The sequence below is a fragment of the Nocardioides montaniterrae genome (genome assembly GCF_054782655.1).
On sequence record NZ_BAAGSB010000016.1, the window covers coordinates 24,812 to 44,232 of the forward strand.

Annotated in this window: 20 protein-coding genes, 2 tRNA genes and 1 riboswitch; of the genes, 10 read left to right on the forward strand and 12 right to left on the reverse strand. The window is 67.6% G+C overall.

All coding sequences use genetic code 11. The features are described from left to right. The first annotated feature begins 60 nt into the window (after window positions 1-60). Window positions 61-177, forward strand: a riboswitch (SAM riboswitch). Between the two features lie 25 nt (window positions 178-202). Beyond that, window positions 203-745: a TY-Chap domain-containing protein gene (locus tag ACYVJ3_RS15875; RefSeq protein ID WP_460854049.1), complete on the forward strand. Its 543-nt coding sequence runs from the start codon at window positions 203-205 to the stop codon at window positions 743-745. On the opposite strand, the gene ACYVJ3_RS15880 is transcribed toward ACYVJ3_RS15875, so the two are convergent. Beyond that, window positions 654-896 (reverse strand): helix-turn-helix domain-containing protein, encoded by a 243-nt coding sequence (locus tag ACYVJ3_RS15880; RefSeq protein ID WP_460854050.1) that lies wholly within the window; start codon window positions 894-896, stop codon window positions 654-656. The two genes, ACYVJ3_RS15875 and ACYVJ3_RS15880, sit on opposite strands and share 92 nt — an antisense overlap. A gap of 96 nt (window positions 897-992) precedes the next feature. On the opposite strand from ACYVJ3_RS15880, the gene ACYVJ3_RS15885 reads away from it, so the two are divergent. Beyond that, window positions 993-1,442 (forward strand): SHOCT domain-containing protein, encoded by a 450-nt coding sequence (locus ACYVJ3_RS15885; RefSeq protein WP_460854051.1) that lies wholly within the window; start codon window positions 993-995, stop codon window positions 1,440-1,442. Window positions 1,443-1,892: 450 nt separating this feature from the next. Here ACYVJ3_RS15885 and ACYVJ3_RS15890 read toward each other — a convergent pair whose 3' ends face one another. From ACYVJ3_RS15890 to ACYVJ3_RS15910, 5 genes are all read right to left on the reverse strand, one after another. Further along, window positions 1,893-3,161, reverse strand: a complete 1,269-nt coding sequence (locus tag ACYVJ3_RS15890) for a DNA sulfur modification protein DndB (RefSeq protein WP_460854052.1) — start codon at window positions 3,159-3,161, stop codon at window positions 1,893-1,895. Window positions 3,162-3,412: 251 nt separating this feature from the next. Further along, a complete protein-coding gene (locus ACYVJ3_RS15895) occupies window positions 3,413-4,594 on the reverse strand; it encodes a tyrosine-type recombinase/integrase (protein WP_460854053.1) in 1,182 nt (393 codons plus the stop codon). Between the two features lie 773 nt (window positions 4,595-5,367). Continuing rightward, on the reverse strand, window positions 5,368-6,681 hold the full coding sequence (locus tag ACYVJ3_RS15900; protein ID WP_460854054.1) for an AAA family ATPase: 1,314 nt from the start codon (window positions 6,679-6,681) through the stop codon (window positions 5,368-5,370). Next, the gene (locus ACYVJ3_RS15905; protein ID WP_460854055.1) at window positions 6,678-6,914 is read right to left on the reverse strand and encodes a hypothetical protein; all 237 of its coding nucleotides are present in this window, start codon (window positions 6,912-6,914) and stop codon (window positions 6,678-6,680) included. Before ACYVJ3_RS15905 ends, ACYVJ3_RS15900 begins: the two co-directional genes overlap by 4 nt. Next, window positions 6,914-7,153, reverse strand: coding sequence for a helix-turn-helix domain-containing protein (locus tag ACYVJ3_RS15910; RefSeq protein WP_460854056.1), 240 nt, complete (start codon window positions 7,151-7,153; stop codon window positions 6,914-6,916). The genes ACYVJ3_RS15905 and ACYVJ3_RS15910 overlap by 1 nt, the downstream gene beginning before the upstream one ends. 448 nt (window positions 7,154-7,601) lie before the next feature. Between ACYVJ3_RS15910 and ACYVJ3_RS15915 the strand changes: the two genes are divergently transcribed. The 4 genes from ACYVJ3_RS15915 (at window position 7,602) to ACYVJ3_RS15930 (ending at window position 13,004) form a co-directional block, all read left to right on the forward strand. Beyond that, window positions 7,602-8,084, forward strand: coding sequence for a DUF4365 domain-containing protein (locus ACYVJ3_RS15915; RefSeq protein WP_460854057.1), 483 nt, complete (start codon window positions 7,602-7,604; stop codon window positions 8,082-8,084). Further along, complete coding sequence (locus ACYVJ3_RS15920) at window positions 8,081-9,214, forward strand: hypothetical protein (RefSeq protein ID WP_460854058.1); 1,134 nt, start codon at window positions 8,081-8,083, stop codon at window positions 9,212-9,214. The genes ACYVJ3_RS15915 and ACYVJ3_RS15920 overlap by 4 nt, the downstream gene beginning before the upstream one ends. A gap of 296 nt (window positions 9,215-9,510) precedes the next feature. Further along, window positions 9,511-11,574 (forward strand): hypothetical protein, encoded by a 2,064-nt coding sequence (locus tag ACYVJ3_RS15925; RefSeq protein WP_460854059.1) that lies wholly within the window; start codon window positions 9,511-9,513, stop codon window positions 11,572-11,574. Between the two features lie 431 nt (window positions 11,575-12,005). Further along, window positions 12,006-13,004, forward strand: a complete 999-nt coding sequence (locus ACYVJ3_RS15930; protein WP_460854060.1) for a LuxR family transcriptional regulator — start codon at window positions 12,006-12,008, stop codon at window positions 13,002-13,004. Window positions 13,005-13,007: 3 nt separating this feature from the next. Here the strand turns inward: ACYVJ3_RS15930 and ACYVJ3_RS15935 are convergent, their stop codons facing one another. From ACYVJ3_RS15935 to ACYVJ3_RS15950, 4 genes are all read right to left on the reverse strand, one after another. Further along, the gene (locus ACYVJ3_RS15935) at window positions 13,008-13,142 is read right to left on the reverse strand and encodes a hypothetical protein (RefSeq protein ID WP_460854061.1); all 135 of its coding nucleotides are present in this window, start codon (window positions 13,140-13,142) and stop codon (window positions 13,008-13,010) included. A 169-nt stretch (window positions 13,143-13,311) separates the two neighbouring features. Beyond that, window positions 13,312-13,401 (reverse strand) — tRNA-Ser (locus tag ACYVJ3_RS15940). A gap of 54 nt (window positions 13,402-13,455) precedes the next feature. Continuing rightward, a complete protein-coding gene (locus ACYVJ3_RS15945) occupies window positions 13,456-13,887 on the reverse strand; it encodes a hypothetical protein (protein ID WP_460854062.1) in 432 nt (143 codons plus the stop codon). Between the two features lie 20 nt (window positions 13,888-13,907). After that, window positions 13,908-13,992: transfer RNA gene (locus ACYVJ3_RS15950), tRNA-Ser, on the reverse strand. An 84-nt stretch (window positions 13,993-14,076) separates the two neighbouring features. Here ACYVJ3_RS15950 and ACYVJ3_RS15955 point away from each other — a divergent pair. Then, window positions 14,077-15,396 carry a lipase family protein gene (locus ACYVJ3_RS15955; RefSeq protein ID WP_460854063.1) on the forward strand — a complete coding sequence of 440 codons (1,320 nt, stop codon included), beginning with the start codon at window positions 14,077-14,079 and terminating at the stop codon, window positions 15,394-15,396. Between the two features lie 16 nt (window positions 15,397-15,412). Here the strand turns inward: ACYVJ3_RS15955 and ACYVJ3_RS15960 are convergent, their stop codons facing one another. Further along, on the reverse strand, window positions 15,413-16,387 hold the full coding sequence (locus tag ACYVJ3_RS15960) for a hypothetical protein (RefSeq protein ID WP_460854064.1): 975 nt from the start codon (window positions 16,385-16,387) through the stop codon (window positions 15,413-15,415). A 23-nt stretch (window positions 16,388-16,410) separates the two neighbouring features. Beyond that, a complete protein-coding gene (locus ACYVJ3_RS15965) occupies window positions 16,411-17,187 on the reverse strand; it encodes a carbon-nitrogen hydrolase family protein (protein WP_460854065.1) in 777 nt (258 codons plus the stop codon). 46 nt (window positions 17,188-17,233) lie between these two features. Here ACYVJ3_RS15965 and mobA point away from each other — a divergent pair, with 46 nt between their 5' ends. From mobA to ACYVJ3_RS15980, 3 genes are read left to right on the forward strand one after another with little or no spacing between them, the layout of a single operon-like run. Next, entirely contained in the window at window positions 17,234-17,827 is a 594-nt protein-coding gene (mobA, locus tag ACYVJ3_RS15970) for a molybdenum cofactor guanylyltransferase (protein WP_460854066.1), read from the forward strand. 40 nt (window positions 17,828-17,867) lie between these two features. Further along, window positions 17,868-18,182 carry a DUF6457 domain-containing protein gene (locus ACYVJ3_RS15975; RefSeq protein WP_460854067.1) on the forward strand — a complete coding sequence of 105 codons (315 nt, stop codon included), beginning with the start codon at window positions 17,868-17,870 and terminating at the stop codon, window positions 18,180-18,182. A gap of 26 nt (window positions 18,183-18,208) precedes the next feature. Further along, window positions 18,209-19,177, forward strand: coding sequence for an NAD(P)H-quinone oxidoreductase (locus ACYVJ3_RS15980; protein ID WP_460854068.1), 969 nt, complete (start codon window positions 18,209-18,211; stop codon window positions 19,175-19,177). The last annotated feature ends 244 nt before the right edge of the window (window positions 19,178-19,421 follow it).

Genomic DNA, 19,421 nt, shown 5'->3' on the forward strand with positions numbered 1-19,421 from the left:
CTGCACCTCCGCGTGTGAACGGCTCGATTGCATCGGAGATCGGACGTACCCTCACCTCAAGGTCCCGAGTTCAGCCAGATGCCCTTGGACATGGCTGGCGGCAACCGCGCCCCCGGCACGGTGCCCTCCAAGGAAGACCCGGGCTGATCGTCAGGAGGCGGCAGCCAAGCCGGGCGCACGCCCATGTGAAGAAGGGGCCGAGATGGCCGCTACTGGTCTAACGCACGAGCACGGTTGGGCTGGCCTCGAGAGCTATGTCGCCCGAATCCTCTCGGGGTTCGCCGACCTAGCCCAGCAGGACAAGCTGATCCTCGAAGTTGCCGACGGTCCGTACGTCCAAGTCTGCGGTTTCGACGGCGACCAGCTCCATGCCGAGGTCGTAGAGCCCTCAGTGGTGAGCCCCGGCTGCTGGGTCCGACCGGGCGCGCAGCAATGGCTCGATGCCGAAGGATGGACACCGGCGAGCGAGGCCCACGGACCGAACCCGTGGAAGGAGGTGCCAGTCTCGGACGCCGTCGAGATAGCTGCCGACGCGATTCACGCGCTCCGCGAGCTGTACGGCGTGACGGACCCGTCGCTGGTCGTCCTTGAGGCCTGGGGCCCCCATTGGACGAGGTCGGTCACTTCCGTGGATCCGTCCTGCGAGCCTCGCGTCAGACGAACAGGTCGGCGGGGGTCGTGCCTAACGCCTCGGCGAGGGGCCAGACCTTGGCCACCCCGATCTCGCGCTCGCCGCGCTCGATGAACCCGACGATCGTTCGGTGAAGCCCTGCCTCGTGCGCGAGTTCTTCTTGGGTGACTCCTTTGGCCACTCGCAGCTCGCGAACGCGTGCACCGAACGCCATGAGGTGAACAGCGGCTTCGCGCTTTCTCCTCAGGGCGTCGGCTTCGGTCACTTTCTGGACGCTACGAATCCGCAGCACGTAGATCGACTGCGGATCCGCAGCATTCCGACGTATGCTCGAGCTCGCGGATCGGTCAGCATCTCGCCAATGACGTGGAAGGGACTGGGGTCGATGGGTTTCATGCGTAAGAACGCGATCTTCTGGACGGGCGGCGCCGCTCGGCTGGTCATCAACCCCAACTCGAAGAAGGCGCGGACCGCGAAGGCGACGGAACAGATGCTCAAGCTTCAGAAGGCTGAAGCGAAGCGGGCGCGGTCAGCGCCACCAGCGGCCCGTGTCGAACTGGGCACCGGCCAGGTCTGCGACATGTGTGGCAAGCCCGGCCATGGCCCGAACTATCACGCGCCGGAGACTCATCGACCGCCCCAGACGGCGGCGCTGGCAGCTGCCCGGCCTACGGCGTCTCCGACTCGTGAGGCTGATCCGGCGCTGGCCGCGATCGACCAGTTGACGCAGCTGGGCAAGCTGCGCGAGGCGGGCGTGCTGACCGATGAGGAGTTCGCCGTGAAGAAGGCCCAGATCCTTGATCGGATCTGACCCGATGAGCTGAGCTCCCGCGATGACACATCACTACCTACTTCTCGCTCTTGCGACCCTTTCGGCCAACGTCGCCGCCTTCATCGCCAAGCGCTGTCGCTGGACGCCCTTCGGGCGGTCTCCGTGGGACTCGCGATCGGCATCTACTTCGGAGAGATCATCCGAAGCTGACGCCGAGTCGCGGCCGGATCGCCCCTTCTTCGAACGAACGGTGGCAAGCGCATTCCTCGGTGCCGCACCGGCCGCAAGCGCGCCTCGCTGCGTGAGGACGAGGTAGACGGCGAGGTGGACAGCCAGCGTGTGCCCGAGGAAGGCAGCCGCGTCTGCCGGCGAGATAGCGGTGGCTCGCCACAAGGTGGCGCGTTACGCTGAAGGCGCACGAATGCCCTGGTAGATGGCCGGTTAACCGCTACCAGGGCATTCGTTGAGCGGGCGCAAGCCCGCCGTTGGCTAGCCGCGCGCCTCCTCCGCCCGGAACCACTCGTACTCGTCGTCGCAGGCCTCGACGATGAAGTCGGTGAGGGTCTTGAAGTCCTGCGCGCGGGACGTCGGGTAGGTCGTACCGGACTCGTTCGAGGGGAAGACGCCGGTGGAGAACCAGGAGTCCTTGGCGTCGGGGAAGACCGGGCCCATGTGCGGCGCGAAGGATGCGAAAGCTTCGGTGATCTCGGCGGGGGTCCAGTCGTCCTGGCGGAGCGTGTACCAGGCGGCCGCGAACGCGCGCAGCATGACGTTCGAGCCGATGAGGCTCTCCTCGCGCAGCTCCGCGGGCGTGAGGTCGCCGTTGTCGAGATCGGCGAGCGGCGGGAAGGCCTCCACCATCGCCTCGATGAAGTCGTCGAACTCCTTCGCCACCGCGACGTCATCGAGCTCGTCCTCGAGCCGCTTGGTGACGCGACCGTGGCCGACCGTGATGGCCCGCAGGATGTCGGCGACGTGCTTGGCGCCCAGGAGGTACTCCGAGTTGCCGGTGACGCGGTCCATCTGGAGGTCGACCTTCGAGTCGAGGAACGTGTTGTTCTCGAGCACGCGGTTCAGAGCACGGGAGATGACCTTGCGATCGTCGAAGCGGGTCTTTACCGCGCCGGTGATGCCCTTGGCGTTGTCGTTGATGTCCACGAAGATGCGGCGCGCCTCGTTGGGCTGCTCCACGACGAGAATCTGGACCGAGACGCGCTCGGACGCGAGCGTGTCGCGCCGGTCGATCAGGTCGGCCAGCTTGGTCTCGAACTCGTTGATGAGCGCCGGCTCCTGGCTCTGCTTGGCGGTCGCCAGGTTGGCGCGCGCCTTCTGAATCTCGTCGTTGAGCTGCTCCCACGCAAGGTGGAAGCCGAGGGTGCGGTGCTGACCGTCGACGATCTGAATCTCGGTCCTCGAGTCCTTCGGGATGCCGAGCTGGCCGAACTGCGTGGTGCCGGTGTCGACGTCGAGATTGAGCTTCTCGAACTTGAAGATGTTCGGGCCGCGCAGCAGGAGCGACGGGGAGACCCACTCGATCTCGTTGCGGATGTAGACCCCGAACTCCTTGGCGTGGGCCGGGTAGATGCGGCGCTGCGTCGACGACGTGTCGAGCGGCTTCGACGGGTCCGGCTTCGGGAGGAAGGTGATGATCTCTCGCACCGAGAAGTCGATGGAGTAGACCGTGCGGCGCCCCTGCTTGTAGCGGGAGGCGAAGAACCACTCGTACGGGTCGTAGCCCGTGGCCTTGATTGCGCTCATTTTAGATGTTCCTTCAGTTGCGTAGGGCTTGTTGCGGCAAGTAGTACACTACAGGAGACAAGTAGATCTTACAAGACCATACTAAAATATTAATGCTCTGAATAAGCTGAAGTGAGAGATGGTAGCGTCTTGTTGTCCGACACAGTGCTGTCGCTGGACGCCCTTCGCGGCGGTCTCGGTAGGGCCTGCGCTCGGCATCTAGTCCGGAGAGGTCATCCGAAGCCGACCCGAGTCGCATCCGGATCGCCCTTCTACGCGCGAACGGTGGCAAGCGCGTCGCCCAGTGCCGCACCGGCCGCAAGCGCGCCGCGCTGCGTCAGCACCACATACACGGCGAGGTGGACCGCCAACGTGTGCCCGAGGAACGCAGCGGCATCCGCCGGCGAGACGCCAGCCTCGTGCATGATCCGCGCGACCGTGTGCCGAACGGTATGGATGCCGATGGTTCGGATGCCCGCTGCTTTGCACAGCGCCGTGAACTGGGCGCTGTACACGTCGGGGTGCAACGGCTGGCCCACGAGGTTGACGACGACGAGGCGCTCGTCGTTCGCGTAACCCGGGCCTACCGCGAGGCGATCAGCCGCCTGCTTGGCCTTCAACGAGCGCAGCAGGCTGATGGTGCCGGGGTGGACGTCGTCCGGCCGAATGGTCCGATCGCCGGCAGCGCTCTTGGTGTCGTCACGCTCGGTCTGGCCATCCCCCACGGCAACGCGCGACCAGCCGATGTGGACGGTGCCGGCATCGAGGTCGATGTCGTCCCAGGACAGGCCGAGCACTTCTGAGCGGCGGAGCCCGCACAAGGTCAGGCGCCACGCGCCGGCCAGGGCATCCTGGTCGGCCCTCTCACGAAAGGCGAGAAGCTCGGCGGGCTCCCACGGCACGACAGTCCGTCGATCACCCTTGCGTCGCCGAGGAGCCTTCACGTCGGTCGCGACGTTGGTGGACAGTACAGCGGTAGAGACGCCGTACGCCAAGACCTGCTTCAAGGTGCCCAACGTGTACACGATCGTGCGGTGGCTGTAGCCGCTTCCGTCGCGTCCGCCGTTCGCGGCCAACCGCTCGACCAGGGCATCGACGTCGCGCCTGGTGATGCTCTGCGCAGTTCGGTCGCCGAGTCGATCCATGACGGGCCGCAGCACGTCCGCGTAGCCACGTATGGACTTCGCTCGAATGTCTCGCCGGGACTGGAGCCAATCCTCGGCGAGCGCGCGGAGGGTGATCTTGGACGGTGTCGTGAAGGTGCCCTTGGCCAAGCCGTCACGGGTTTCGGTCACGAACCGCCGGGCCTCGGGCAGCGTCGCGAACGTCTTGGTGCATTGCTTGCGCTTGGCGCCGGGCGGAGCGATGTCAATAACGACCCGATAGCGGGGCCCGGACTGGGTCTCGATCAGCCGGATCGGCTCATGCTGTTTCGGAGTGAGTACGCGCGGCATCAGAGGTCTCCCTCGGGAGGACTGGAGCCATTGGTCTTGAACAGGTCCACGTTCGAATCCTTTCGATGGTCCGAGGAGCTTGTCTTGTCGTCTGGTCAACGCCGGGCATGCGGCCAAAATTTCAGCCAACTGATGAGTCGTCAGAGGACGGGCGTCCATCGCCGCAGGTCAGCGCCTGTTCAGTCACCCGATCTCACGGCGGGCCGCTGGAATCTCTCACGGACCGTTTCCGTTTTGCGCGCGCCATCGAGCGCCGCCGCCTGCTCGCGAAGGCGCCGAGCCATCGAGTTCATCTCGCGCGCGATGCGCCGGAGGTCGGAGGGCCGCACCAGTGCGACCGGGGTATTGAGGGCCGGCTCGTCCTGCCACGGAGCCATGGCAGCTCGCTGGGCCCGCTGATCGAGCTCCCATGCCGCGAGCGCCTTACCTACCGCCGCCTCGCGAAGGCGACGCTGACCGGCCTCGCGCGCAGCCCGGGTCGCGCCGCCGTGAACGAAGCAGGTCGTACCGCCCGGCACGGGCGCGCGCCCGCACCGCCGGCCAGTGCTCTTTGCCTTGGCAGTACACGTGATGCGCGGATGGCCTCTCAACGACGCACCTCCTTCCATGAGGTGCCGAAATCCGATCTTCTTCCTTGGGGTGACGTATGGCTCTTGCTAGGAGGAAGCGGATCGCGTCGAGCGACTGTGACTGTGTGGCGCTCATAAGACGCGCCACACTTCTGTGCACCGTGATCTCGGGTGACTTCACACTGCTCACAGTCGCCGAGGAAGTCAGTACGCCGAGTCATCGGCAGCCTCCCGACCCTCCGGCGTGATCTTGTAGATCTTCGCGTTCCGCGGCCCCTTCTCGATCGTGACGAGTCCTGCCGTCTCTAGCCCGGCGAGACGGGTACCGGTGGCGCCGCCGTGGCGCCAACCGACGGCTGACTCGATCTTGTTCTGCGTGAGCCCGCTGGGCTTCGCGGCCAGCGCGGCGAGAATCGTGAGGGTGTCGGCGTTGGTAAGGCTCGGGACCAGAACCTGAACACCGTCGTCGAACACGAGGCGATTCGTCCCCGGGTCGAGACGGAGCCCGCGCTCGCGAACATCGACGCGGCGCCGTCCGTACGCCTTGAAGAATCGGGCGCTCGACGGCTCGTTCGGGTTATCGAGACGGAGCGACCAGTTCTGGTCGCCCCATCCGAGGATCCGGGACGCCCCGCGAGCCCGGCTACCGTCGTGCCCGGTGTGGTGGATAAGCACCGCCTCTCCAATGCCGGCCTCGGCGAGGAGCTCGTCGAACCGTGCCAAATACTTGCCCATCGCGGTGTTGTCGTTCTCGTCGATGCCCAGAGCCGACGCGGCAGGGGCGAGACAGTCAAGGATGACGACGTCGACGCCCTGCAGCGTGGACACCCACAGCGCCCTGATGTCCTCGTCCAAAATGTTGAACGAGCTTGCGCGACCGCGCAGCGCGTAGATGTCGACGCGATCGTCGTTGGCGACGCCGAGCTTGGAGTACTCGTCGGCGAGATCGTCCGCGTCCATCTCGAAGTCGAGGACCGCGACCCGGCTGACTGGCGTGACTGCGAACTCGTCGAGGAAGTCTGTGCCGTCTACGAGGGACTTCACGAGGTTGATCGCAGTCGTCGTCTTGCCCGCCTTGTGCTGCGCGGCGAAGACGACCCGCCCGCCGGCGGACCAGAGCCGCTCAACGCGATAGCGAGCCGGGTCGCGCGGCCGCGCCATCAGCGCCGCGAGGCTCATGGCCGTCGGCATCGGCGAGCGCTCCCGCTCCTCCTCAGCGATCTGACGGTACGCCTCGGCCCGAGCCTGGCGAGCCAGCTTCTCGTCAGCGACCTTCTCGGCAAAGCGGATCGCGGCCTTCTCATCGACAACCGACTCTGCGACAGCCCTGGCCGCGGCGGCGCGCATCTCGCGCGCCGCCTTGGCCTCCCGCGCACGCCGGCGCTCGGGCGCCTTGTCGCGCCATTCGACGATGGCCGCCGGGTCGGTGACCTCGTTTCCATCGGCATCGAGGTACCTAGGACGGTCCGGACCGTTGACGGGGTCGCCGCCGACCCACATCTCCTGGACGACGGTCACGTGTTACCACCGCCGTACAGCGTCTCGGCGACCTCGTCGATCGGCGCGGCCACCCAGAACCCAGCCGCGGGCTCGTTGAGAGGATGCGCCTTGCGGGACCGGAGCACCACGAGCGTCTCGCCGTCGGGCGTCTCGCGCAGGAGCGAAACGTCATCGGGGTTCACCCACATGCGCTCGACGCGCAGACCGGGGGTGGCCGACCAGCGCCCAATGAGCTTCACCAGCGCAGCCATCACAGGCTCCGCTCGTCGGAGCGGGCCGCGGGCCGCGCGAGCCAGAGCTCGAGCGCCGAGCGCGGGATCTTGACGTGCCCGTTGCGCCGCGGCTGGAACGCTATGAGCTCCCCGCTGCGGTACGCGTCACGGATCGTCTCGATCGAGAAGCCACTCTCGACCGCAGCCTCGGCCGGAGTAAGGAGGACATCGCTGCCGCCAATGCGGACAGCGTCATTGATCAAAGGAAAGTCGTACATAGCCCACCCTCAGGGTGTCGAAGGAAGCCGGAGTCCCCCCGGCCTTCGATTGGCTATGACTAACGAGTGCCTCTACCTCGACGCGTCCGCCGGCGTTTAGAGCATCGTTCCGTGCTGGCACGGTAATCACTTCTCATACGCCGGTATCGCGTAGCCCCATAGTAGGGCATCGATCAACCCTGAATCCGGGCCAGGAGCACGTCTGCGTACCGGCCGCCATTGGGCGCTGGACGTGCCTACCGAAGCACGCGTGTCTTGTACGTGACGCTTGCCCAGGACACGTCCAGCACTTGCTGCCGGGCTCGGCGTTCCACCGGCTGCGCTGTTCGCGTAGAGGCCGTCGTCGCGGGCCGCCCGATTCGTCTGCGCTGACGTCTTCCCCCGCATAACATCCGTCCTGGGGATCTGAGTCTGAAAGGCGCGGAAGCATATGTCGAACAGGTACCCCGTGCTGCCGACCAACAAGGCGATCAGTCGCCTCGGCGTCGCGTATGTGCGGAAGGTCTGCGCACATGCCCACGTGGGTTTCACGGAAGAGTCGGCGGACGAGGACCACTTGGCTGTCGACGGAGCCATTCGCACTAGAGGCGCTTCGACGCCGGTCCAGATCAAGGCGACGACCACCAAGAGCATCAAGAAGGTAGCCGGCACCTTCAAGGTCGACGTCGATCCCGACTGGGTCGAGAAGTGGCGTCAGAACATCAACCCGACGTACCTGATCCTCGTGCTCCTCGCGAAGAAGTCGTCGTCATGGGTTGTGTATGACCCGACTGCTACAACGGTGCCAGGATTCGCGATCTGGGAGCGGGTGGACACGTTGGCGGAAGGTACGACCAGCCTGACGATGGACCGAGCTCAACGCTTCACTCCTCTGACGATCAATGACTGGACCGAGATTCTCCAGGCCGGATACGGACCTGTCTCCGCATGACTGTGGGCGCTGGGGTTGGCCGTCCTGATCCGGAGACTTTTCGGATCTGGCTCCTGCTGGCCGGCTGGGAAGACGTAAGCCGAGGTCCTCGCGGCGCGATGCTGCGATGGGGTGACGAACTGGTTGCGATCCCAGATCGTCTCGCGGAGGATCACCGGGCCGCGTGGGATGTCGCCGAGCGGGTCGCGGAAACCATGGGTGAGAGCCGGGACTTTGTCTGGAAGCGGCTCTCCTCTCCGCGTTCCGACCGTGTGCAGTTCAGACTCGTTGGGGAGAACCTACCGAGCGGGCGCCTCCCACTGGGCGCCGCCTCGGACGCGTTGAAGAACGCGCGGAAGCTTCTGTCCGCGAGCGGCACGAGTGTGAAGTCTCCGACGCGTTACATCGGGCGTCGGTATCTGCCCGAGGCTCAATTGGTCGCGCGTGAAGCGGAGCTGGCTCACACCGAGGATGGGTCGTTTATCTTCCCGCTCTACGTATCACTCGGAACGACAGAGGAGCCGCTCCGGTATGACGGTGATGTCGTGTTCGAGCCTTACGAGCGACAGGTCACCCGAGCTCTGTCGAACGCCCTCGCTCGATCGGTCGCGATGCTTGATGGTGACGTTGACCGGATTCCGGAATCAGATCTCGATGCCGCCAGCGCGGTGGGCGTCTCGCGGGAACTCTGCGTAGCTGTCGACGATCTCCTGCGGCATGAGTTGATCGAGAAGGTAGAGGTCAGCTTCGACTGGTCGGCCGCGTACGGTGCGGCGACGGGGCTGACGCGGTCAGTGACCATCCCGCGTGAGTCCCGTTCGCAGTACCGGCGCCTCGCGAACCGTCTTGGCAAGCCGGCCGTGCAGCAGACATCGGTGTTTTCGGGCTCGTTGCTGCAGATCGGCCACTCGTCGGACGAGGCTGAGCCGGCGTTCTTCTGCGTGCTGGACACGTACGACGAATCGATTCGGACCGAGCTGCGCATCAGCCTGACGCCGGACGAGCATCAACGGGCGATCCGCTGGTACGACGCGCGCGCCACAGTTGTTGTCCAGGGGCAGCCAGTTCGCTCAGTCTCGGGTCTCTCGATGCCGAAGCACGATCGCATCGAGGCTTGGGTGACCGAGCCACTTCCGCCCGGCGGCAACTGACCCTTTCGGTTTCAAGAATCGGTCGGATTCGACTCGTCTTTATGCGATCCCGCACGACTGATTTCTCCGCAGCATCCCTCGTGAACCTCGAGGAGCTGGCCCGACCAGCTCTGCATCGGCCGTCGGCGCTTGGCAAGGCTCGTCCGCGATGCAGGCACGATTCTGCGAGTTTTGTCATGCTACTTCCGCGGGTGCTGTTGGCTGTGTTGTCGCACGACTTATCCGTGCGCGGGCACGTGCTTGATGGAGGAGCGGTGGGAAAGACTAGGCGGCGCAGGGCTGCCCTGCGTTCCGGAATGGTGGAGCCCACTGAGAAGGAGCTCCTCCGGCGCGTCCGCAAAATTGACCTTCGCGGACGCCGAGTGCCGCCGACGATCGACGGATTCGAGAGGGTTGCCGAGCTGGGCACCGACCGCCTCGCCCAGGCGCTCATCGCGAGGCACACGCTCCGAATGGAACGGATTGCCTCGGCGCCCGCCCGGCAAAGGTTGTATGTGATGTCCGCACTGTCACCGTCGGCGACGCTCTGTCTGGGATTGGTTGCGGTTGGAGCCGATCCGGCGCGGCCTCCGGCCATTCCTCAAGGTAGTTGGCAAGACCACTTGCTCTGGGGAGTCGACAGCGCTATCGCAGCTTCCCGCCTTCTGCTCAGCGGGCAACTTGTAGGGGCGGCGATGATCGTCCGACATCAGCTGGAGCGCTGGGTTCTGCATCGGGCGCACAACGCCGGTTTGGAGCAAGACGCTGGTGAATCAGTCGCAGCATTCGTCGCGCGCGTGTGGAGTATCGAAGAGCCCTTCCATGCACGGTGGTTCACGGAGTTGCCTCTGAACCCGGCATTCGCCGATGAGGAGGAGCGCGAAGAGCTCGACGAGGCCATTGACCACGAGCATGTGTTGACCAGCGACGGTCGCGTGCTGTGCCCTGGGTGGACGTACTGCGGTTTGAGCGAGTTGCTTCATGGGCGTCTCCTGCCCGGCGCTCTGCAGTGGGATGCCGGTGATCTCCTCGACGGCAGACCTTGGGGCCGTGATGCTGCTGAAGCCGTCGACCTGATCACGGCCGGCATCACGCTTGCACTGCGCCAGATCCGGACGGCTCTTGCTTACATGGCAGCCACGAATGGCGACGTCGCCCTTGCAACGACGCTTCGTGCCACGCTTGATTCATTCTCAGTCGACCGTCCCGCAGTGGCTGGTGATGCCGTTCGGTCCACTGCTTCGCGTGGGGTAGATGCCGAGAACGCTCCGTCGGATGGGGAGGAGTCCGAAATTCCTCGGGCGCCACACTTCCAGACCATTTCTGACGTCTACGCGCGTCGCGGCGTGTCTCCGCCGCTGATGTCGCTGGCTCCGCTTCTGCCTGGGGAGGGGTTGAGCGAGGAGGTATGTCGCGAGATTGCAATTGCTGCCGGGGACTTTGAGGCAATTACACGAGGCGAACGACCTGCTGGCCGGCTCTTCACCGACGACGAACTCGCGACGCTTGCCTTCCTGTGGCAACGTCACCGGGCGATTCAGTGTGCCCAGCACGCCATCGCACACGAACGCGACATGCTGGGCGAGGCGTTCGAGCTCGACGGGCTGACGGGTCGCGCTCAAGCCTGGATCATATTGACCGAGGCGGCCTCGTTGTTTGGGCGCTGGGCGCCGTCTGATGAGCGCGCGAACGCCGCGGCGCTGGTTGGTTCAGGCCTTCGCTCTGCGTACTGGCTCTGGCTCGAGGACGACAACCGCGCAATGGCAGTGCTCCGAGCGATTCTTGAGCAGACGGCGCGGATGCGCGTTTGGCGTCTTAAGCCGGGGAAGGCGACCGAGCTGGAGGCGCGGCCGAATACGACGCCGCGCGACTGGCTTGAAAATGCTGGCTGGCGGCGGCTGGGTCCGCTCAACCGTGCGTTGGGCGAGATGGCACACACGAAGCCTGGGTCGCGTTGGTCTGGGGCTCACAAGCTGCTTGCCCAACTTCAACGAGGCGCCGATGAAGGACAAGCGATCTATACGGCTCGCGGTGCGGCCATTGACTTCGTGGCGTCGCTGGTTGCGGCCGAGGTGCTTGCCAGTCTGGAAGAGGTGTCACCCACGCTCGCTTCCGCGTTCGAGGGCCTCTTCGGCGAGGTCGGAATTCGAGTCGCTGACGCGGGCAGCCGAGACGTTCAGGCTGACTTCGATCACATTTGGAGTCAGCGGATTGCTGAGCTTGGTGCACCGGACTTCGCACGATTCGACTCGGCCGTGATCCGGTACGAGCGGTCACCGTTGGCGAAGCGCAGGACGAATGACCCTCGGCGGTCGGACATCGCGTCTGATGTTGCCAACCCGTTCATCCGTCCCGATCGACCGGCGCGACTGCGAATCTGACGCGCGTGGTGCACTCAGCCAGCCATCCCTTAGAAGATTCCGGGTGGCCGACTCTTCGGCTCACCCCATCGCCCGCCTACCCACAAGACGGAACTCGGCTGGGCGTCTACAGCTGCAGTGGCTGCGACGGCTGACGCCCGGCCAGGTAAGCGAATCGGGGGCTCGTCGTCACGCCCTCAGCCCGACAGGCCGGGTCACTGTCACGAGAACTCTCACCGAACGGCCTGCCACACGTTCCCAGCCGTGTGGCGGAGGCCAGCGCGGGCCGGGCTCGCTGAGTCTGAATTGCCCGCAAGTTTGCGCAGGGGGCCACTCCGCGGCACGACTACGGATCAGAAGGTTTGGGGTTCGAATCCCTACAGGCGCGCAGAGTAAGAACCCCGGTAGCCACCGGGGTTCTTCTGCATTTCCGCTGTGACAACATGGCGCGCATGCCCGGGACCTTCTCCGACGACCGCGAGATCTTCGAAGGCGCGGCCCTGGAGCTGTACGACGCAGCGGTGGCCGAGGGTGGCCTGAAGGCCGATGACCCGCGGGTGGACGGCGAGCGCGGCAGCGGGTTCGAGGTCCTGATCCGGATGGGGCTGCTGCAGCAGGACCCGGAGTCGGGCGAGTGGCACGCGGTCGAGCCGAGCGTCGCGCAGGCGACCGTGGTCGCGCCGCTGGCGACCGAGGGCACCCGGATGCTCGAGGAGTCGGCGCACTGGACGCGGCTGTTCCAGCAGCTCGCCACCAGCTTCCGCTCGGGACCGCTGCCGGCGAGCAGCGACGCGTTCGCCTACCTCCACGGCGACGCGATCGAGCCCTACCTCTCCGGCCTGGTCGCCGAGGCGACCTCTGAGATCCTCACCGCCCAGCCGCAGGCCGGGCGGAGCGCGGCGATCGTCGCGAGCGCCGTACGCCGCGACTCCGAGGCCCTCGAGCGTGGCGTGAGCATGCGGATCCTCTACCAGCACAGCGCGCGGCGGCACGCGTCCACGCACCGGTACGTCGCCGCCGTCAGCGACCGGGGCGCCGAGGTGCGCACGCTCGACGAGTTCTTCAACCGGATGATCATCATCGACCGCCGGGTGGCGGCGATCCCGGGACCGGACGGCCCGACGACGGCGGTGTTCGTGCGCGAGCCGGCCGTGGTCGCCTTCCTGCTCGACATCTTCGAGCGCAGCTGGGCGCGCGCGTGGGGCTTCGCCGAGCGCGAGGCGACGATCGCCAAGACGATCGCCAAGGAGCAGCGCCGGATGACGATCCGGATGCTCATCGAGGGTCACTCCGACGCCGTCGCCGCGCGGCGTCTCGGCGTCAGCCAGCGGACGTACGCCGACTACGTGGCCGACCTGCGTCGCGAGCACGAGGCCGCGACGCGGTTCCAGCTCGGCTACACGATGGGACGCGAAGGGATCTCCGGCGACGACGAGTCCGCGGAGGGCTGACCGCTAGCGGGTCAGAAAGACGTGGATGACGTAGCCCCAGCCGGTGTCGGCGTGGGCGACCGCCGGAGCGGCCGCGATGCTGATCGCGGCGAACACGATGGTGGCGCCGATTGCGACCCTGCGCAGGACCGTCTTCATCTCATCTCCCGTTGAGTTGAACTTCCCCCGGCGGTCACTCTACGACGTCGGGTCCCGGGGCGCACCCCCTGCACGCAGTGAGCAGCGATCCGGAGCCGCGCGGGCCGGAGGTGGAAGATCCGGACCCACACTCGTGGATCCGGATCCTCCGATGTCCTGCGACATCACATGGCGGAGACGGGGGGATTTGAACCCCCGATGGGTTGCCCCATACCTCATTAGCAGTGAGGCGCACTCGACCGGACTATGCGACGTCTCCTCGGCCAAGCAAAGGCTACAAGGCGTGGCAGGAGCCAGCGAATCCGGTCCGGCCTCAGGACCGGGCCGCGTCGAGGTGGCGGCGCACGTCGTGGGCGAAGTCGTCCTTGTCGGCGGCGAGCATCTGCATCGGGATGGTGGTGGTCCGACCATCCGTGAGCCGTACGACGACGCAGTCCATCTTCTGCTGGGAGGCGGCCACGACGTCCTCGACGTCGGTCCAGCGAGCCTCGGTCACGCCGGCTCCGCGGACCAGGTTGACGCGGTAGCCGGTCGGGCTGAGCCGCACGACGATCTGCCGGCGAACCCACCAGGCCACGCCGAGCACGACCAGGACGCCGACGCCGAGCACCACCACCAGGACGTCGAAGCTGACGTCCGTGGTGCCGATGACGACCGTCAGGACGAGGGTGACCAGCGCCAGCAGGACGACGTACGAGCCGACGATGCGGAACAGCACCGGCTTCGCGATCCGGTAGTCAGTCATGGTTCTCCGTTCAGGATCTGCAGAGAGGGAGGGATTCGAACCCCCGGTAGGTCTCCCTACGACCGCTTTCAAGGCGGTTCCGATAGGCCACTCCGGCACCTCTCCTTCGTCGGCGAGCCGACGGCCGCCAGTCTAGGAGTAGCCACGGACCACGCCGCCCGCGGGACCGATCCGGCCTAGCATGCGGCCATGAGGATCCGCGCCGTACTGCTCTCCATCGCCTCGCTGACCCTGGCGGCGAGCGCCGGTACGGCGGTCTCCGCGCCCGGCGCCGCGCACGCGGCCGGGCCCGCGACGGATCCGTTCTACAGCTACTCGGGGTCCACGCCGCTGCGCGACCTCAAGCCCGGCACCGTCCTGCGGACCCGCACCGTCCCGTACAGCATCCAAGGACTCGCGCTGCCCCTGAAGGCCACGCAGATCCTCTACCGCACCCGCAACCAGGTCGGCCACGCCGTCGTCAACGTGACCACGGTCGTCCGGCCGGTGACGCCCGTCGGGGCGCCGAAGGTGCTGTCCTACCAGTCGTTCTACGACTCGTTGAACCCCGCCGACGAGCCGTCCGCCGCCATCGCCGGCGGCAGCGGCGTGGGCAGCGGCAACGTGAACGTGGAGACCCTGCTGATCGCGCCCGCGCTGCTCGCCGGCTACACCATCAACATCCCCGACACCGAGGGCCAGAAGGCCGACTTCGCGGCCGGACCCGAGTACGGCTGGACCACCCTCGACTCACTGCGCGCGATCTCCCGCTCGTCCGCGACCGGCGTCGGCTCCACCTCCAAGATCGCCCTGCTCGGCTACTCCGGCGGCGCGATCGCGAGCGAGTGGGCCGCCGAGCAGGCGCCGACGTACGCCGCCAAGGTCGCCCGCCGCATCGTCGGTACGGCGATCGGCGGCGTGCTGGTGCAGCCGGGCCACAACGTCCACTACATCGGCGGTTCGACGGTCTGGGCGGGCGTGGCCCCGATGGCGCTCGTCGGCCTCGCTCGGGCCTTCCACCTCGACCTCAGCCCCTACGCCAGCGACTACGGCAAGACCGTGATGCGGAAGATGCAGAACGCCACGATCAGCCAGGTGCTCGGCATGTATCCGGGGCTGACCTGGAAGAAGATCGCCAAGCCGCGCTACGCCATCCCGGAGAGCGTCCCGGCGTTCGTGCACACCGCCAACAAGCTGATCATGGGGCGCTTCGGCACCCCGTCCGCACCGATGTTCATCGGGCAGGGCACCGGTGGCTTCCTCGAGGGGACCCAGCCGAGCAAGACCTACGGTGCCGGCGACGGCGTGATGATCGCCGGCGACGTCCGCAGCCTGGCGCGGCGCTACTGCTCGCGCGGCGTACGCGTGAAGTACGAGCAGTACGCGCTCTCGCACTTCACCTCGGTGACGCAGTGGCTTCCGTCGGCGTACTCCTGGGTGCAGGGGCGGATGGCCGGCAAGCCCGCGCCCAGCAGCTGCGGGAGCATCAAGCCGGGCAACTCGCTGGCGCCCCAGCGCGTCGTGGGCTGACGGCGCTCGGAGCGCCTCAGAGCAGCGGCAGCCAGCGCTGCGGCTCGGGACGTACCGCGGCGGTGTTGGTCACGGCGCGACGCCGGCGCTTGCCGGCCTTGCCGGTGAACGCGGTGTCGAGACGGATGATCAGCCAGCCGATGAGCACGCCGACGACCAGGCCGTAGACCACCGACAGTACGGCCTCGTGGATGGTGATCGCGGGGTTGGCGAGCGCGGTCGCCGTCGGCGCGGTGGCGGCGACGCCGAACGCGCAGACCCACCAGCCCTGCCGGCGGCGAGCCCGCATGTGGCAGCCGTACACGAGCGCCGGTACGCCGAGGACGGTCTCGATCGGGCGCGGGAAGGCACCGATGTGGTGACGGCAGTCCCGGACGAGCTGGAGCAGCTGGTCGACCAGTCCGCTGGAGCCGTAGCGACGCAGCAGCTCGGCGTACAGCAGCGTCAGCGCGAGCAGGACGGTGCCGACCGCGACCACGAGCAGGCCGCGACGTCCCAGGCCGTGCAGGCCCGCGCCGAGGCGGTAGACGACGGCGAACGCGCCGAGGAGGGCCAGCCCGAGCACGCCGTACTCGAAACGCTCGATGTGCAGCGCCGGCTGGAAGCCGATCGCGGCCAGCCCGCCGACGGCGGCGACGAGCACGCCGAGGGCGGTCTCGCGGGCCGAGGCGAGGTAGCCCTTGGTCGGCACGGTGACCATCACGCCGAACACCGAGGCGGTGGCCGCGACCATGACGGCCGCACCGGTGCGGAGCAGGTCGTAGTCGGTGAGCACCGTGAGCAGGCCGAGCGCCAGCGCGAGCCCGCCGAAGATGAGCGGACGACCGCCGTCGCGGACGGCCAGCCCGGCGGCGTACGCACCGGCGATGGCCACCGCTCCCGCCGAGCTCAGCCACTGCGGGCCGGCCGGGACGATCGCGGTGAGCAGCAGGCCGGTGCCGACCGCGACCAGCGCGAACCAGCCGAGCAGGAGTCCGCGGGAGGTCGACACGGTCGCCCACCCTAGGCGATCGGTCACATCCGGCGGTTGGCGAGGGACGGGTTCGTACGCCGCGCCGCGGCGACCGCGTCGGGGTCCAGCACGGCGCGCACCAGGGTCTCCTCGTCGGACCCGGCCTCGGCGACGACGCGGCCGAGCGGGTCGATCACCATGCTGGTTCCGCAGTAGCGCGGGGCGGTCTGGCCGGCGGCCACGACGTACGCCGTGTTCTCGATCGCACGTGCCGTGAGGAGCGTCCGCCAGTGGTCGATCTTGCCCTCGCCCGCGACCCACGCGGCCGGGACGACGAGCACCTCGGCGCCCTGGTCGACGAGCGTGCGGGCGAGCTCGGGGAAGCGCAGGTCGTAGCAGGTCATCAGGCCGAGCCTCCAGCCGTCGACGTCGACGACGGTGGGCTCGGGCGCGCCCGCGGTGAGGCGGTCGGACTCGCGGTAGCCGAAGGAGTCGTAGAGGTGGATCTTGCGATAGCTCGCATCAGCGTTGCCGCGGACGACGAGGGTGTTGAACGGCTTGGCCGGGTCCTCGCTGGTCTCGAACATGCCGGCCACGACCGTGCTGTGGTGGTCCCGGGCGGCCCGGGCGAGCTCGGTGGCGAACGGGCCGTCGAGCGGCTCGGCGTACGCACTGAGGTCCTCGTCGGGCGCGCCGAAGTCGCGGGCCCAGGCCTCGGGGAAGACGACGAGGTCGGCCTCCGGCGGGAAGCACTCGGAGGCCGTACGCCGGTTGGCGGCCGGGTCGAGCGAGGAGGCCGCCTGGACGAGCGCGACGCGCAGCGGCTTGCGTCCGGTCATGGACCCAGCCTGCCAGGGACGATGTGGTTTGTGCGACGCTCGGAGGGTGCTTCCGGGGGATCTGACCAGCTTCACCGCCATCGTGCTCGCCGGCGGGCAGGCCGTCCGCATGGGCGGTCTCGACAAGGCCTCGATCGAGCTCGACGGCCGCACCCTGCTCGACCACGCGCTCGACGCCGTGATCGATGCGGCGGAGGTCGTGGTGGTCGGGGACGACGTACCGACCGAGCGGCCGGTGACCTTCGTCCGTGAGGATCCGCGCCACGGCGGGCCCGTGGCCGCCCTGATGGCCGCGCGTGACGTGATGCTGCGGGAGGTGCCGGCGGTCGCCGTGCTCGCGGTCGACATGCCACGGGTCACGACCTCGACCTTCCGCCGCCTGGCGGCCGCTGCCGCCGGCCACGACGGGGCGATCCTGGTGGATCCCGACGTACGCCGGCAGCTGTGCTTCCTCGTCTCCGTCTCGGCACTGGACGCGGTGGCGCCCGCCCTGGAGGAGCGTCACGGGGCGCCGCTGCACCGGTTGCTGGACGGGCTCGACCTGGTGTCGGTTCCGTCGCTCGGCGTCGAGCACCGCGATGTCGACTCGTGGGGCGACCTGCGGGACCTGGCCGGCGAGTCCGAGGAAAACCCCTCCTGACCTCTTGTCAGGAATGCCTGTTCGGTTTCACTGTGGACAGGTGAACCTGCACGACTGGATCGATGAGCTGTGCGACCTGCTCGACATCGATGCTGAAGCAGACGAAGGCCTGCTCGGCGATCTCGCGTCGGCCGCGCACGACAACGTTCACCCTGCAGCGGGGCCGGTCACGGCGTACCTGCTGGGTCATGCCGCGGCCAGCCGCGACCTGAGTCCTGATGCCGTCGAGCGACTGGCCGGGGAGGCCCAGGCCCTCGCCGAGGGCTGGGACCGCCCGTCGGCCGTCGCCGACGACGACGGGATCGACGACGTCGAGGTCGAGGTCGAGCTGGACGAGGAGTACGAGCCGGCCTAGCTTCTGCGCCTCGCTAGCGTGGGGCCATGCGTGCCGTCGTCGCCTCTGCTCCTGGTGGTCCCGAAGCCCTCGGTGTGGTGGACCTGCCCGACCTCTCGCCTGGTCCCGGCGAGGTGCTGGTGTCCGTGGCCGCGACCGCGGTCAACCGCGCCGACCTGCTGCAGCGGATCGGTGTCTACCCGCCGCCGCCCGGCGCCTCGGACATCATCGGGCTGGAGTGCTCGGGTGTCGTGGCCGGTCTCGGGCCCGGGGTCTCGGCGTGGTCGGTCGGCGACGAGGTGTGTGCGCTGCTGGCCGGTGGCGGCTACGCCTCGCAGGTCGTGGTGCCGGCCGGGCAGCTGATGCCGGTGCCGGCCGGGGTGTCCCTCGTCGAGGCCGCGGCGCTGCCGGAGGTCGCCTGCACGGTCTGGTCGAACGTCTTCATGACCGCCTCCTTGAAGGAGGGCGAGACGTTCCTCGTCCACGGCGGTGGCGGCGGCATCGGCACGTTCGCGATCCAGCTCGCCTCCGCGCTCGGTGCGCGGGTCGTGACGACCGTCGGATCCGCGTCCAAGGGCGCCCGCTGCCGGGAGCTCGGTGCGGACCAGGTGATCAGCTATCGCGACGAGGACTTCGTCGCGCTGCTGAAGGAGCACGGCGGGGCCGACGTCATCCTCGACAACATGGGCGCCAAGTACCTCGGCCGCAACGTCACCGCACTGGCCGACTCGGGGCGGCTCGTGATCATCGGCATGCAGGGCGGCATCAAGGCCGAGCTGAACATCGCCGAGCTGCTCGCCAAGCGCGGCTCGGTCACCGCCACCGCGCTGCGCTCCCGACCCGTGGAGAGCAAGGCCGAGATCTGCGCCTCCGTCGTGGCCAACGTCTGGCCGCTCGTGGCCTCGGGCGCGGTCAAGCCGATCATCGGCTCGGTGCTGCCGCTGGAGGACGCCGCCGAGGCCCATCGCCTGATCGACGCCGGCGAGGTCGTCGGCAAGGTCGTCCTGACCCTCTGAGCATCCATCCGTTGGTTGAGCAGCCGCCTCCTCGTTGGTTGAGTAGCCCGAGGCGCTAGCCGAGGGCGTATCGAAACCAACGACGTGGCCGGTCATCCCTGGTCAGTCTTTGCGTCATCGACTGGCGGCCGCGCTTATCCGACCGTCCCCCGCCGACGCTCCTATGGTCTGTCAAGTGGTGATCGGGCCGTGTTCGAGTAGTCGGTAGAGGTCGCGGGCGATGTAGCGCTTCAGGCAGCGCTTG

What these genes read in the sequence shown, in the direction of transcription:
- ACYVJ3_RS15965 (WP_460854065.1), bottom strand. Translation starts at nt 17,187, where the DNA reads ATGACCGGACGCAAGCCGCTGCGCGTCGCGCTCGTCCAGGCGGCCTCC.
- ACYVJ3_RS15910 (WP_460854056.1), bottom strand. Translation starts at nt 7,153, where the DNA reads ATGTACGACTTTCCTTTGATCAATGACGCTGTCCGCATTGGCGGCAGC.
- ACYVJ3_RS15980 (WP_460854068.1), top strand. Translation starts at nt 18,209, where the DNA reads ATGCGTGCCGTCGTCGCCTCTGCTCCTGGTGGTCCCGAAGCCCTCGGT.
- ACYVJ3_RS15930 (WP_460854060.1), top strand. Translation starts at nt 12,006, where the DNA reads ATGCCCGGGACCTTCTCCGACGACCGCGAGATCTTCGAAGGCGCGGCC.
- ACYVJ3_RS15955 (WP_460854063.1), top strand. Translation starts at nt 14,077, where the DNA reads ATGAGGATCCGCGCCGTACTGCTCTCCATCGCCTCGCTGACCCTGGCG.
- ACYVJ3_RS15925 (WP_460854059.1), top strand. Translation starts at nt 9,511, where the DNA reads ATGGTGGAGCCCACTGAGAAGGAGCTCCTCCGGCGCGTCCGCAAAATT.
- ACYVJ3_RS15885 (WP_460854051.1), top strand. Translation starts at nt 993, where the DNA reads ATGACGTGGAAGGGACTGGGGTCGATGGGTTTCATGCGTAAGAACGCG.
- ACYVJ3_RS15935 (WP_460854061.1), bottom strand. Translation starts at nt 13,142, where the DNA reads ATGAAGACGGTCCTGCGCAGGGTCGCAATCGGCGCCACCATCGTGTTC.
- ACYVJ3_RS15895 (WP_460854053.1), bottom strand. Translation starts at nt 4,594, where the DNA reads ATGCCGCGCGTACTCACTCCGAAACAGCATGAGCCGATCCGGCTGATC.
- ACYVJ3_RS15945 (WP_460854062.1), bottom strand. Translation starts at nt 13,887, where the DNA reads ATGACTGACTACCGGATCGCGAAGCCGGTGCTGTTCCGCATCGTCGGC.
- ACYVJ3_RS15890 (WP_460854052.1), bottom strand. Translation starts at nt 3,161, where the DNA reads ATGAGCGCAATCAAGGCCACGGGCTACGACCCGTACGAGTGGTTCTTC.
- ACYVJ3_RS15875 (WP_460854049.1), top strand. Translation starts at nt 203, where the DNA reads ATGGCCGCTACTGGTCTAACGCACGAGCACGGTTGGGCTGGCCTCGAG.
- ACYVJ3_RS15905 (WP_460854055.1), bottom strand. Translation starts at nt 6,914, where the DNA reads ATGGCTGCGCTGGTGAAGCTCATTGGGCGCTGGTCGGCCACCCCCGGT.
- ACYVJ3_RS15920 (WP_460854058.1), top strand. Translation starts at nt 8,081, where the DNA reads ATGACTGTGGGCGCTGGGGTTGGCCGTCCTGATCCGGAGACTTTTCGG.